14 protein-coding genes are annotated in these 14560 nt (G+C 39.7%); 11 read left to right on the top strand and 3 right to left on the bottom strand.

Translation table 11 applies throughout. From position 1 onward, the window contains the following. Positions 1–15: 15 nt before the first annotated feature. The 3 genes from OWN49_RS18980 to OWN49_RS18970 form a co-directional block, all read right to left on the bottom strand. Positions 16–861 carry an aldo/keto reductase gene (locus OWN49_RS18980; RefSeq protein ID WP_021734242.1) on the bottom strand — a complete coding sequence of 282 codons (846 nt, stop codon included), beginning with the start codon at positions 859–861 and terminating at the stop codon, positions 16–18. A gap of 110 nt (positions 862–971) precedes the next feature. Further along, positions 972–1664: an LrgB family protein gene (locus OWN49_RS18975; protein WP_077721716.1), complete on the bottom strand. Its 693-nt coding sequence runs from the start codon at positions 1662–1664 to the stop codon at positions 972–974. Beyond that, entirely contained in the window at positions 1634–2038 is a 405-nt protein-coding gene (locus OWN49_RS18970; RefSeq protein WP_077721717.1) for a CidA/LrgA family holin-like protein, read from the bottom strand. The genes OWN49_RS18975 and OWN49_RS18970 overlap by 31 nt, the downstream gene beginning before the upstream one ends. A gap of 194 nt (positions 2039–2232) precedes the next feature. Here OWN49_RS18970 and OWN49_RS18965 point away from each other — a divergent pair, with 194 nt between their 5' ends. The 11 genes from OWN49_RS18965 to OWN49_RS18915 form a co-directional block, all read left to right on the top strand. Then, entirely contained in the window at positions 2233–2664 is a 432-nt protein-coding gene (locus tag OWN49_RS18965; protein ID WP_003156749.1) for a MarR family winged helix-turn-helix transcriptional regulator, read from the top strand. Between the two features lie 425 nt (positions 2665–3089). Further along, positions 3090–4475 carry an amino acid permease gene (locus OWN49_RS18960; RefSeq protein ID WP_003156747.1) on the top strand — a complete coding sequence of 462 codons (1386 nt, stop codon included), beginning with the start codon at positions 3090–3092 and terminating at the stop codon, positions 4473–4475. A gap of 92 nt (positions 4476–4567) precedes the next feature. Beyond that, positions 4568–5272 (top strand): YjjG family noncanonical pyrimidine nucleotidase, encoded by a 705-nt coding sequence (locus tag OWN49_RS18955; protein WP_063174608.1) that lies wholly within the window; start codon positions 4568–4570, stop codon positions 5270–5272. Between the two features lie 55 nt (positions 5273–5327). Then, positions 5328–6485 carry a sensor histidine kinase gene (locus OWN49_RS18950; RefSeq protein WP_057080165.1) on the top strand — a complete coding sequence of 386 codons (1158 nt, stop codon included), beginning with the start codon at positions 5328–5330 and terminating at the stop codon, positions 6483–6485. 23 nt (positions 6486–6508) lie between these two features. Then, positions 6509–7162 carry a response regulator transcription factor gene (locus OWN49_RS18945; RefSeq protein WP_077721720.1) on the top strand — a complete coding sequence of 218 codons (654 nt, stop codon included), beginning with the start codon at positions 6509–6511 and terminating at the stop codon, positions 7160–7162. A 217-nt stretch (positions 7163–7379) separates the two neighbouring features. Beyond that, a complete protein-coding gene (locus OWN49_RS18940) occupies positions 7380–8312 on the top strand; it encodes an ABC transporter ATP-binding protein (RefSeq protein ID WP_077721721.1) in 933 nt (310 codons plus the stop codon). A gap of 15 nt (positions 8313–8327) precedes the next feature. Then, positions 8328–9536 (top strand): ABC transporter permease, encoded by a 1209-nt coding sequence (locus tag OWN49_RS18935; protein ID WP_077721722.1) that lies wholly within the window; start codon positions 8328–8330, stop codon positions 9534–9536. 2 nt (positions 9537–9538) lie between these two features. Further along, positions 9539–10702, top strand: a complete 1164-nt coding sequence (locus OWN49_RS18930; RefSeq protein ID WP_077721723.1) for an ABC transporter permease — start codon at positions 9539–9541, stop codon at positions 10700–10702. 49 nt (positions 10703–10751) lie between these two features. Continuing rightward, entirely contained in the window at positions 10752–10931 is a 180-nt protein-coding gene (locus OWN49_RS18925; RefSeq protein ID WP_024084829.1) for a hypothetical protein, read from the top strand. 71 nt (positions 10932–11002) lie between these two features. Next, the gene (locus OWN49_RS18920; protein WP_077721724.1) at positions 11003–11698 is read left to right on the top strand and encodes a thioesterase II family protein; all 696 of its coding nucleotides are present in this window, start codon (positions 11003–11005) and stop codon (positions 11696–11698) included. A gap of 371 nt (positions 11699–12069) precedes the next feature. Next, positions 12070–14560: non-ribosomal peptide synthetase (locus OWN49_RS18915; RefSeq protein ID WP_270908873.1), on the top strand; the 2491-nt coding region annotated here is incomplete at its 3' end.

Below are 14560 nucleotides of genomic sequence, written 5' to 3'. Positions count from 1 at the left end.
TCTTTATGTGTTTTCTTAAAACTCCTCATACTCCGCCGGGTCTTGGCCGTTTATGCGTCCGTCGGGGCGGGTAAGCGAGTCGATGATGCTCATGTCGTTTTCATCAAGGGAGAAATCAAAAACAGAGATGTTTTCAAGCTGGCGCTCGGGCGATGCTGATTTTGGAATCGGGATGGCGCCCAGCTGGATATGCCAGCGTAAAATGACTTGAGAAATGGTTTTGCCGTATTTGTCCGCAATCTGTCCGAGTTTTTGATCGTTCAATACTTCGCCGGCGCGGGATAACGGACTCCATGATTCTGTCACGATGCCCTGTTCTTCGTGCCATTGGCGCTGCTGCTGCTGATTAAAAGCGGGATGCAGTTCAATTTGGTTGATGCCTGGCTTTACGCCGGTTTCACGTTCGAGCCGTTCGATGTGCTCAGGCAGGAAATTGCAGACGCCGATGGATCGGATCAGGCCCCATTTTTTCGCATCAATCAGTGCCTGCCATGCTTCCGTGTAGCGGTCTTGTTTCGGATTCGGCCAATGGACGAGATACAGGTCATAGTAGTCCAGACCGGCGCGGTATAAAGATTCTTGGATGGTTTGTACAGCTTTGTCATAGTCATGGTAGCGCCCGGGCAGCTTGGACGTCACGTATAGCTGTTCTCTCGGAACAGAGCTTCTGCGGATGGCTTCTCCGACCGTCCCTTCATTTTCATAGTTATAAGCGGTATCAATCAGACGGTAGCCGATATCAATGGCGCTGGTAATGGCATGAACGCCATTGTTTCCATTAAGAGCGTATGTACCGAAGCCGATCGCGGGAATGCTTGTCCCATCAAGCAGTTTCTTTTGCGGAATTGTCCCAGTCATCATTAAATCCCTCCTTGTTTTCTACTTTACCATTATTCTTACAAATGAAACATAATAATGGAAGGAAATGAGATGATCCGCACATGAAAAAAGCTGACGGAGAACCGCCGGCTTTAAATTTGAAACATCCATGCTACGACGGGGCCGAAGACCGACCCTAACACGGCGCAGAGCGTCATGGATACAGAACTCATGGAGACCGTTAATTCTCCGTACTCCATTGCTTTTGAGGTGCCGAGCGCATGGGAGGCGCTCCCGAATGCAATTCCTTTCCCGAGTGAGCTGCGGATGCGGATCCACTTGAGAAGCAGCGGTCCTAAGATAACGCCGGAAAACCCTGCGATCATGACGAACACGACTGTCATGGAAGGGACACCGCCGATACCGGACGCAATCTGTATGGCGACAGGCGTCGTAATTGATTTTGGGATAATTGACAAAATCAAACTCCGGCTGATGCCGAACAGCTCTGCAAATAGCAGGCCGCTGACCATTCCGGAGAATAAACCGGCCAACACGCCGCCGATGATCGGAAACATATACTTGATTAACACCCGGCGCTGCTTATAAAGCGGGTATGCCAAAGCCACCACGGCGGGTCCGAGCAGTGAATTGATCCATTGTCCGCCGATCATATACGCTTTATACGGAATATGAAAAATAAGCAGCACGGCGATAATGAAAATCGTAGTCGTCAAAACCGGTATGAGAAAGGGATATGGAAAGCGCACATATAATCTCACCATAGCCAGATAGGCGGCGGCCGTGAACAAAATTATAACAATTGCGATACATGCTTGCTGCACTTCTTTTTCTCCTTTCTCTGATTGGCTTTATGCTCTAACAGCTGGCTGGCGTACCCTGCGGCGATCATTGTGACGATGGTGCTCAGCACGATGATCAGAAACAGAGCAGCCCCGCTGGCGGAAAACAGTGACGGGTAATTGATGACGCCCGTCATGGCCGGAATGAATAACAGCGGAAGAAAAGACAGCAAAAATCCGGCTCCGTCTTCAATCATTTTGACGGGAATGATCTTAACCGATAAACATATGATCAGCAGGATCAAACCGATGATGCTTCCGGGAATGGGCAGGTGAAAGAACTGCTGAACGGCTCCCCCGATAAAGGAAAATGCGAATAAAATAATGATTTGCAAGATGATGCGTATGACTTTCACAACGATGCTGTTCTTTGGAGAAGAGCAGCTTCCCCCTTTCTTGATGTTTCTATAAGTTTCTTTACTTTTGGCACATATATTTGTACTATACAAATATATGTATGCAAAATCTTTCTATATGTTTTCTGAGTAAATGTGCATATGTTTGTATTATACAACTAATGTTGCTGTTGTCAATGTAAGGAGTGAGGCGTTTGTCAAAACAAGATCCGATTGAATTAATTGAATATGAACTCACCACTTTCATCAGGAGAGCTGTTTATCTTGATAACTCCGACCGTAAAATCGGACATCTGGAAAGGGCTGCGTATTTGTTATTACGGCAGCTGGATGAATTCGGGCCTGCGCGTGTGAAGGAATTGGCCGAATCATTTAAGCTGGATATTTCTACATTGTCACGCCAGGCAGCGGCCTTGGAGTCGAAAGAGCTGATCCAGCGTTTTTCTGATCCTTCTGACGGGCGGGTCAGTCTGTTTGCGATTACGAAGCTTGGCAAACAGAGGTTAAAAGCTGATAAAAAGATGCGCCTTGAGCGGTATCATCGTATGCTTGACGATTGGTCCGGCGATGAAAAAGAAATGTTCGGCCGGCTTTTGCTGCGGCTGAATGAGGCATTTATCGATTAATGCATGATTTTTGCCGGGTTAAGCAGGATTATGGCGTATACAAGGGTGAATGGAACAGAGTAAGGTTTTACGCCATTCTGCTTAGCAAAAATAATATTGAATAGGGGGCGGAAAACGTTTCTCCTGGGAAATAATGTTTCTCGGAGGCTGCGGCATTTATTATCTCAATATTCATAATTCAATGAAAATGAAAGCGCTTTATTTTTACTCCGGTGGTCCAGAGTGTAAGGTGTTTGCCTGAAAAAAACAATTGTATTTTCCACGAAAATTTATTATGATGGAATAAGGAAATTGGAGATTATATAACGATAGGAAGATAGAATATTTCTAATATTGCGGGAAATGAAGATTGAGTTAGGTTCAACAGGTGCACCTTCTGCTTCATTATTTCACATATATCAGAGCTGTTAAGAGGAGGAAGCGAAGTGGCAAACAAAGAATTAAAGAGAGGCTTAGGCGCGCGTCATATACAGATGATTGCGCTGGGCGGCACGATCGGTGTCGGTTTATTCATGGGGTCATCCAGCACGATCGGATGGACCGGGCCGTCTGTCCTGCTGGCTTATGCGATCTCGGGTATCTTTATCTTTTTTATCATGCGTGCGATGGGCGAAATGCTCTATGTAGAGCCGAGTACAGGGTCGTTTGCGACATTCGGCCATAAGTATATACATCCGTTAGCCGGCTATATGACGGCGTGGAGCAACTGGTTTCAATGGGTGATCGTCGGGATGTCTGAAATTATCGCCGTCGGTTCGTATATGAAATATTGGTTTCCTGATCTGCCGGCATGGATTCCCGGCATTATCGCCATGGCCATTCTCGGTGCGGCGAATTTAATTTCAGTAAAATCTTTCGGTGAGTTTGAATTTTGGTTTGCCATGATCAAAATCGTCACCATTATTCTGATGATTGTGGCCGGAATCGGAATTATTTTCTTCGGTTTCGGTAACGGAGGGCATGCGATCGGATTATCTAATTTATGGTCGCACGGCGGTTTCTTTACAAATGGTTTTTCAGGATTTTTCTTTGCTTTGTCTTTGGTTGTTGCGGCCTATCAAGGGGTCGAGCTGATCGGAATTACGGCAGGGGAAGCGAAGGACCCGCAAAAAACGCTGCGAAGCGCGATTCAGAGCATTATCTGGCGAATTTTGATTTTCTACATCGGTGCGATTTTCGTAATCGTTACCGTATATCCGTGGAATGAGCTTCACTCACTCGGCAGTCCGTTTGTTTCGACATTTGCGAAAGTCGGGATTACGGCGGCGGCCGGTCTGATTAACTTTGTGGTGATTACCGCTGCGATGTCCGGATGCAACAGCGGGATATTCAGTGCGGGACGTATGCTTTATACGTTAGGCGTGAACGGACAGGCACCGAAATTCTTTAAGAAAGTTTCTTCGAGCGGTGTGCCGATATTCGGTACGCTTGCGGTATTAATCGGACTTGTGATCGGTGTTGTGCTGAACTACATCGCGCCTCCGAAAATTTTTGTTTATGTGTACAGCGCGAGTGTGCTGCCGGGAATGATTCCGTGGTTCGTCATTTTGATCAGCCATCTCGGTTTCAGAAGAGCGAAAGGCGCTGAGCTTGATAAGCATCCGTTTAAAATGCCTTTTGCGCCGTTTACAAACTATTTGACGATCGCTTTCTTACTCATGGTATTGATCGGCATGTGGTTTAACAAAGATACGCGGATTTCTTTGGTTGTCGGGGTGATTTTCCTGGCGATTGTGACGGTCAGCTATTATGCGTTCGGTATCGGCAAGCGCATGCCTGGTGAAAAATCGAAAATAGAAGACGCTGTATAATTCAAAAAGACACCTCTCTTACAGGGGTGTCTTTTTCGGCTTGTCCGCGAGTGGTATACTGGTTAAAAAAAGCAGAACCGGGGGAAACATCGATGAGTCATTACCGTACGTTATTATTTGATATAGACAATACGCTGCTGGATTTTACCGCTTCAGAAACCGATGCTCTTCAAAAATTGTTCCAAGGTTCAAAGCTGGAGCTGACGGCAGAGGTGGAAGCCCGTTATAAAGCGTTAAATCAAGGGCTGTGGAAGGCGTTTGAAGAGGGGGAAATGACCCGCGATGAAGTGGTGAATACACGGTTTGCCCTTTTGTTTAAAGAATACGGCCTTGAAGCCGACGGCGTGCTGATGAATCAGGCGTACCGCCAATACTTAGAAGAAGGGCACCAGATGATAGACGGAGCTTATGAGCTGATTGAACGGCTGAGTCCTTTATTTGATTTATACATCGTGACGAACGGCGTCTCAAGATCACAATATAAGCGGCTGGGCGACTCCGGTCTGTATCCGTTTTTTAAAGATGTGTTTGTATCTGAGGACACGGGTTTTCAAAAGCCGATGAAGGAATACTTTGATTATGTATTTGCGAGAATTCCCGGTTTTTCTGCCGGGCACGGGCTTATTATCGGCGATTCATTGAGCGCGGACATAAAAGGCGGTCAGATGGCGGGAATGGATACGTGCTGGTTTAATCCCGGAAAGAAAGCAAATGAGTCCGGGATTATCCCGACGTATGAAATTCATTCGCTTGATGAGCTGTATGATGTGCTGAACGTGGAGGTTGTAGCTTTATGATTTCTCAATATATGTATAATATAATTTATATCAAGTTGTCTCGGGAAGGATTATTATGAAAAATCTTTCTTCAATTAGTACAAGAGTGCTCATAGAGAAAACCATTATTTGTTTTTCCTTATATTCTATTATCAGTTCTATTTTTAAAACGCCAACTTTTACGGCTTCGGAATCCGCTTACCTGCTGATTATCACCATTTTTTTAGTCGTCAACGATCATATCAGATTAAAATACCTAAGCGGTCAGTATTCTTTTAGATATTATGCATCTTTTTTAGTAAGTAACCTTTTATCAGGCATTTTATTGTTTAAAATTAACTGTCTCGGTTCTCAAATATATAATATTTTCTTACTGATCGAGATTATTGTAACAACTCGTAAACTGCCCTGGACTGTAGTAAGTCTGCATTTTATTATTTTTTTTACAGCTCTTAAAGCAGCAGGGACCAGCGGGAAAGATATATTGATGTCCTATTTAGTGATCATGGCTATTATTTATCTGTTTAGAAACGTACTGCTCGAAAAAGCAAAAATACAAACATTAAATAAAGAATTACAAAGTGTAAACACTAAACTTAAGAATTATTCTCAAAAAATTCAAGAGTTAACTATTTCTAAAGAGCGGACAAGAATTGCACAAGAGCTTCATGATTCCCTGGGGCATTATTTGATCGCATTAACAATGAATCTTGAATTCGCCGATAAAATAGTAAGTAAAAATCCCGGCGAGGCTAAACAAGTCATCAATAAGTCACATGATTTATCGAAGGAGTGTATTATTAACCTGAGAGAAGCTGTCGCTTTGCTCAATGACCCTGCTCCTCAAAAAGGGCTTCTGAAATCGATCAATGAGATTTTTGAAAATTTTCAGCAAACAAATGAAATAAAATTCGAGCTTGATATGGACAATAAAGTAGAGTCAGCTGATCCAGATATCAAGAATTGTCTCTATAAAACAGTACAAGAGTCTATAACCAACGGGATAAAACATGGAAATGCTACGTTTTTTTCAATAAAAATACGTAAGTCTTTTGAAAAAATCTCTATATCGATAACTGATAACGGAACAGGATGTTCTGAAATTAATAAGTCAAATGGAATAAACGGAATAGAAAAAAGATTTGCCGCACTTGGAGGAGAGGTTGATTTTTATTCAGGGCTAGATTCTGGATTTACTGTGGAAGCCGTAATCCCCGAGATAGCAGATCTTTAATCCGAATGTGAGGAGGTATTGATATGGATATTATCATTGTGGATGATCAGCAAATTGTCAGGGAAGGGCTTAAAATGATTCTGAGTCTGCACGAGGAAATTAATATTGTAGGCGAAGCTTCTAATGGTGAACATTTATTAGATTTGCTAAAACAGATAAGGCCTGAAATCATTTTAATGGATATAAGAATGCCCGTAATGGACGGCATTGAAGCAACAAAGCTAGTTAAAGAGAGATATTCGGATATTAAAGTAATTATCCTGACAACCTTTAACGATAGTGAATACATTTTTACTGGACTGAAAAGCGGTGCTGATGGTTACATACTGAAAGATTCTGATTCACAAGAAATTATTGATTCCATCAAAACAGCATGTGAAGGCAATATTCTGTTAAATCCTAAGGTAACGCTAAAAGTTGTAAAGGCTCTAAATTCGGTAGAACATAATAAAGAGCTTGTTCAAGAAAATAATGAAAAGGAACAGCTGGTGCAATTGCTTACTCCCAGAGAAAAAGAAGTCGCTAAACAGATTATGGAAGGGAAAAGCAACAAAGCTATAAGCGAAGCACTGTTTATTACTGAAGGCACAGTCAAAAATTATGTATCAAGAATACTGGAAAAACTTCAAATGAACAACCGAACGGAGCTTAGCTTATATTTACAAAAGCATATGTGATTCAACTTTTTTCCTTCAATCAGAAAGGAATTTCATCAAATTCCTTTCCTCCATTTTCTTCTGAATATATCCGGACTTACACCTTCCGTGCATGACTAAAGTAACAATGCGATTCGTAACTAAAGTAATAAGGTAAATGAGTACTATAGTAAATTCTAAAAATATTCAATCCAGGTTAAAATAAAAGAACCGAAATACCACGAGGGGTGTTTTAATTATGCTTGAGTTAAAAAAACTTACCAAAAAATATGATGACTTTACGGCAGTTAATAATATTTCGCTGACTGTAGAAGATGGAGAAGTATTCGGACTATTGGGTCCTAACGGTGCCGGCAAATCAACAATGGTTTCTATGATTAGCACTGTTCTTGCACCTACCAGCGGGACAATTAAAGTAGATAATAAATCACTTAAGGAAAAACCTATTGAGATAAAAAAAATAATGGGGGTTGTTCCGCAGGATTTAGCTTTATATGAAACGTTAAGCGCCAAAGATAACTTGAACTTCTTCGGAAGCCTTTACGGGCTGAAAGGGAAAAAGCTAAAAGAAAGAACTGATGAGGTTCTGGAGATTATTGAACTGACAGATAAAAAAAATCAAAATGTATCAGAGTTTTCCGGGGGAATGAAACGCCGGGTCAACATAGGCGTGGCGTTAATGAATAATCCTAAATTATTAATTCTTGACGAGCCTACAGTAGGAATTGATCCGCAATCAAGAAATCATATCCTTGAAACAGTAAAAAGGCTGAATAAAGAAAAAGGAATGACTGTTATTTATACCAGCCACTACATGGAAGAAGTAGAGTATCTTTGCGAGAAGGTGGCAATTGTTGATCATGGATCTCTTATTGCTTTAGGAACGAAAGAAGAACTCAAGGAAAACTTAAATGCTTGTGACACTTTAACTGTTACTTTTAAGGGTGCTAATGAAGAGGCACTCAGCCGGATAAACAGCATTACAGGAATTGATAAAGTGACGGTAGATCATAAACAAATTTCAATGCTTGTATCGACGAAGGAAAGAAACATCATTGAAATTGTAGATGATATCAAAAATCTGGGGATCGACCTCACTAGCTTTAAGTACGAGGAAGTAAATTTGGAAAGCATTTTCCTTCAAATTACAGGGAAAAACCTAAGAGATTAGTAGGAGGAGGCTATCTTGAGAAAATTATTCAACTTATTTTTTCTTGATTTTAAGCTGTTAACAAAAAATAAGTCATTTTATTTAAAGCTGATGCTGTTTCCATCACTGCTAATCCTCATATTGGGCAGTGTGTTCAGTAATTCAGATTCAAAAATCGAAGCATTTGATGTAGCTTTTTACTCAGCAGATTCAGGGGAGAGTGTTTCTTTAGGTGATGTCTTAAAGGATAAAGTTTTTAAGAAAGGCGATCTCAAAGATATCATTCATTTAAAAGAAGCTGAGAGCTACAATGACGGTGAAAAATTAGTTAAAGAAGGAAAGGCTGCAGCTTTTATCTATGTACCGAAACACTTTACGAAAGCCGTTATGAACAACGGGAAAACAAATATCGATTTAATTGGAGATAATAATAAGACCATAGATAAAAATATTGTTCAGGCTGTTTTGGAGGGCTTTACGAAAAGCGTGAAAACAATGAGTGCTGAGCAACAAGAAGTAATAAAACATATCAGCCCCGGCGGCAGCGTACCAAAAGAAAAAATAGAAAAAATGATGAACGATTTGGCCGATAATGACGGGATCTCCGCTGATATCCCAAAAGCAGCGACAAATAAAAATGCGGTTCCTGTCGATTCCATGCAGTATTATTCAATTGCGATGGTTGTCATGTTTTCCATTATGACGGCTTTTGTGCTTGTTCATAGCATTGTTGATGAGCGGCAGAATAATACGCTGTTCAGAATTAAATCTACACCGACTTTAAATATTCAGTATGTGCTTGGAAAGTTGACAGGTATTATTTTTGCGATCTTAATGCAGATGACTGCTGTTATTCTGATAAGCTGGGTCGTATTCCGAATGAACTGGGGCAACTTGTTTGATATTTTTGTTATTACGGTAGTATACGCATTTGCTATAGGCAGCATTGTATTGTTTTGGGGTTTTACCGCTAAGGACCACGTGGCGGTGTCCAGTATGGCTTCTCCGGTTCTTTATATTTTTAGTTTTTTGGGAGGCAGTTTTATTTCTAAGAACGGACTGCCTGATAGCTTGAGGGTTGTCCAAGAGATCATACCGAACGGTAAGGCAATAAACTCTTATTTAAAAGTCAAACAGAATATTGGTCTTAGTGGCATGTATATTGATTTGCTTGAGCTAATTGGTATTGGTCTCATCTTTGTCTTTATTAATATTATGGTATTCAACAGGAAGAAGGTGGCGTAGTAGTGCAATTGATTGCCATGATTAAACATCAGCTGAAGCTGATGCTCCGAAATAGATTAGCAATTTTTGCAACTATTTCAGTGCCGTTAATCCTTACATTTTTGTTCTCTTTTTCTCAAGATACGGATAGCAAAGAGAACTTGTATATAGCCAATGCTGATAAAAGCAACTATGCTGCAAAGCTCATTGAAATGATAAAAGAGCATAAAAATATTAAAGTTATAAAGCTAACGGAAAATGAAATAAAGAAAAAAGTCGATGATCAGGATATTCCTTTTGGGGTCGTTATTGAAAAAGGTTTTGGAAAGGATTTGGCGGACAATCACAAGATAAAAATGAAAATCATCCAAAACTATGAGAACGGCAGCGGAACATTGTTAGAGCAGCTGGTCACAAATGAGGCGGGAACTCTTAAAAAGGTAGTTAAAGATTCGCAATATATGTCTGCACAGTTGCATACGGACTCAAAAGATATAGAAAAAAACATTTTCAAGAAATTGAAAAACAATTCAGGAATAGAAGTGAATGACAAAACATTAAGTCAGGGTGAACATACTCAGGATAATGCGACCGTGAGATTAATTGGTTTTCTTGTAATGTTTATTTGGTTTGTTGTTATTCAAGGGTTAAGAACACTTATTGATGAAAAAGAGAATAATACTTTCAGCAGATTACTAAGTACGCCTATAAACTATACAAAATATGTTTTATCCAAAATGGCTGCTACTTATATTTCCGGAATCATTCATATAATCGTTATAATACTTGCGGGAAAATATTTACTCAAGATCAGCATAGGTCATAACATCTTTGCCATCGCTGTTATGCTCGCTGTTTATTTATTTGCATTGACCTGCATTACGATGATTATGGTTCCATTTATGAGAAGCCAAAAGCAGTTTACTTCTGCCGCATCGATCATAATTGCAGTAAGCGGGATGATAGGCGGTTCCTTTTTCTCATTGGAAATTGCTCCAAAATATATGCAGGTTATTTCTAAATTTACACCCGAAGCATGGGCAATACAGTCTTTAAACAACATTATCTTTAGTAAGAGTACCTTAGGAACTGAATGGCTTCCGATCGTAATTTTTGCAAGTGTCGGCTTATTAAGTATTATTGTATCTTTCATCTTAATAAGCAGGGAGATTAAAAAAGAAAATTAAATCAACAATAATCGGATAAAATTAACAGATCAAAAAGGACGTGAGGGAATTGGGTATGGAAGAACTATTTGGAATGGCTGAATTAATTATAGGTGTACTCATGAATGTATTTATCGGTAAAATCGGGCAAGTTGCTTTTGGAAAAGATAACAGAACAACAAGGATCATTTTAAGAGTAATAGGAATCTTCCTCATCATCAACGGAGTTTCAAGAGCATTTCATATATAAAATGAGATAGTAAAAACATCCTTTTCAGGGTGTTTTTTTATCGGGTTATTACAAAATTTCTGAGGTGAATTATGAAAAAAATATTTTGTCTTCCGTATGCAGGGGGATCAAGTGCAATATACTATAAATGGAGAAGGTTAATGAGTGGCTCTTTAACAATACATCCTATTGAGTTAAAAGGAAGAGGTACAAGAATTAACGAAGATTTTTATGAACATATAGATGAGGCTGTTAATGATATATATGATCTGATAAAGGATCAAATCAGGGAGTGTGATTATGCTTTATTCGGCCACAGTATGGGAGGCCGATTAGTTTATAAGTTATATTGTAAAATTGCTGAAATGCAGCAGAAGAAGCCCAATCACATATTTTTTTCCGGCTGCGGCATTCCTAAAACGAAAAAAGCAGAGGGGATGATTCATGCTTTGCCGGATAATTTATTTTTGCAAAGAATCATGGATATGGGCGGGACTTCGGAAGAACTGTTACATAACAAGGAATTACAACAATTATATCTTCCTATTTTAAGAAGTGATTTCAAAATGTTAGAAGAGGATGTTATTTCTGAAAATAAGACTGTTATGGACTGTGATATAACAGTGTTGCATGGTATTAATGACAAGACGATAAGCTCAGATTTAATATGTAATTGGGGACATTATACTTTAGGGAAATGCAATTTTTATACGTTTGAAGGAAATCACTTTTTTATTCATCAATTTTCGAATGAAATAACTGACATTATAAATAAAACCTTGAGATAAATTGTTGATTGAAAAATCGGGAGTGTTACTTTGTCCCGGTTTTTTTTATGTTAATACGAAAAATAAAAACTGGGTTAATGTGCTTAGGTGTTTTTCCCCGCTAATTGACAACTCTTAAACATTTGTATAATATTTCTTAAAGATGGCTAGTTCTTCTTCATTATCCTTTTTTTTAAAAAAGTGTTTGTACGGGTCTATATCATTAAAAAATGGTTTTTGCTGCCGATAAATAAACTGTCAGACTACAACAATAATTATTGGTGAGCGTTATTGCCTGTGATGCAGTTTAACATAAAAATCCACCGAAAGCCTCTGCTGTTTTAATTCAGTGAATGAATTGAATTTTGATATCAAGTGAAGGAGTTTTTGTTATGACAAAAAGTATAAAGGGAGATAAAAACAGTATTGGTGAGTTAAAAACTGAAGAGCATTTTTTAGTGGGAAGTAAACCTTCTAAAGAAAAAAGAATGAAAAATCTTACATATAAATTGTCACAGCAATTAAGCGATAAGCTGAATGTATGCTGCAATGGATCGGATGAACGTCTGCATGTCGTATTAACAGCGGCACTGACTTTGTTAATAAATCAATATACAGAAAGACAAAATATTGTAATCAAGACTCCTGTTTTCAGAAAGAACAGAACGATTGATTCTGAGCAAGAAATTTTGACTCTTAAAAATGCTGTTCATGGTGAAGACCTATTAAAAGAGATCATACATAAAGTCGAATTCACCGTAGAACAGGCATTGGAAAGCCCCCAAAATAATTCTCGAACAAGTGATAAAATGACTGGCCTTCCTTTTGATGTCATGATAGTCCTTGAAAATATTCAAGAATACATACTTAATCAAGAAAATCCCGCTATTCATATCCTATTTTCGTTTATGAACCAGAAACAATACATAGAGACAGCCATACACTATAACGAATGCCTCTATTCTCAAAATATGATAAAAGATTTGTCACTGCGATTTCAGATGATCCTTGAAGCTATGATAACTCCTGAAAATATCAGAGTGAAAGATATGAGATTCCTGAAAGAAAAAAATAAGCAAAAGAAAATCTTTGGCTGGGAAGATAATTATTCGAAAATTGGAACAATTTCAGAGGTGTTTGAGCAGCAGGCTGATGAATATTCGGATAAGACTGCTTTGGTACTAGAAAACTCTTCAATGTGTTACGCAGAACTTAATCACCGTGCGAACCAGCTGGCACGGTATCTTCAGGAGTGCGGAGTAAAACGGGGAGACCTTGTCGGAATTGCTTTAGAACGCTCTTTTGATTTGTATATTAGTATTCTGGCAATATTAAAGTCAGGCGGTGCTTATGTGCCGTTAGACCCTCAATATCCGAAGCAAAGACTATCATTCTTAATCGAAGATTCAGGTGTAGAGTTGCTGATTACAAACGAAAGCATTCAGTCACAACTCCCGCCTCACGGGGACGGCGTAATCTGTTTGGATGGTATGAAAGAAGAAATTGAAAAGATGGATGGATCTAATATTGGCATAAAAGGTTCCTTGGATGACCTGGCTTATGTCATGTATACGTCAGGCTCAACGGGACTGCCTAAAGGAGTAAGTATTGTTAACCGCGGTGTGATTCGGCTGGTGAAGGAGACTGATTATGCGGTATTTGATGAGAATCAAACGTTTCTGCAATTAGCTTCTGCCGCTTTTGACGCTTCTACCTTCGAGATCTGGGGCTGTTTATTGAATGGGGGATGTCTGGCTATAATGCCTCCGGGAATACCGACGGCTGATGATATTGCAGAAGCTGTAAAAAAATATAACATTACGACTCTTTGGCTGACGGCCGGTTTATTTTCTCTAGTAGTTGATCAGCAGTTAGAATCATTAAAAGGGCTTCAGCAATTATTGGTAGGCGGAGATGTGGTTTCCGTTCCGCATGTTCAAAAAGTATTAGCACTTGGAAAGGTACAAGTAATTAACGGATATGGACCGACAGAGGGAACGACCTTTACCTGTTGTTTCCCGGTCCCTCATGATTGGAAAGGCAGTACGCTTCCTATAGGGAGGCCTATTTCTGGTACAGAAATATTCATTTTAGATTCGCAATTAAAACCGGTAGCGCCTGGTATTCCTGGTGAGCTGTTTATTGGCGGAGATGGGCTGGCGCGAGAGTATTGGCGACGGCCTGATTTAACGAAGGAACGGTTTATATCACACCCTTTCAATAATGATCCTTCAGCACGTCTTTATAAAACAGGAGACTTAGTGCGTTATTTAGAAAATGGCGATGTGGAGTTTATTGGACGGCGGGACGAGCAAGTCAAAATCCGCGGTTTTAGAATCGAGCTTGGGGAGATAGAAGCCCGATTGATCAATCATACAGAAATTAAAGAAGCGGCTGTAACAGTAAATCATAATGGTGATGATGATTTATATATCTGTGCTTATTACACTTCAAATCATAAAATCGCAAAGATTGAATTGCAGCACTTTCTGAGAGACTTTCTTCCGGAATATATGGTTCCATCGTACTTTAAACAAATGGATAACATGCCTTTGACGGTAAATGGGAAAATTGACAGACGGGCACTTCCTCGACCTGATATATCTCAAATGTCCGAAACAAAATATGAAGCGCCGACAAATGAAACGGAGAAAAAACTTTCGGAGATTTGGGAAGCTGTACTTGGCAGGGAACGCGTCGGTATAGATGAAAATTTCTTTGAAATCGGTGGTCATTCATTAAAGGCCTCTATGTTAATTTCCCGCATCAGAAAAACATTCGGCACGGATATAAAGGTGAAGGAGCTTTTTGAGCAGCCTACCATCAAACAGTTGAGCCGTCTTATTCAAAAGCGGGATAAACAGAATTATCCGATCATCAGTA

This window comes from Bacillus sp. NEAU-242-2 (assembly GCF_027853835.1).
GTDB lineage: Bacteria > Bacillota > Bacilli > Bacillales > Bacillaceae > Bacillus > Bacillus velezensis.
The sequence above is the reverse complement of the archived record's forward strand: the minus strand, read 5'-3'. Positions and strand labels throughout refer to the sequence as shown.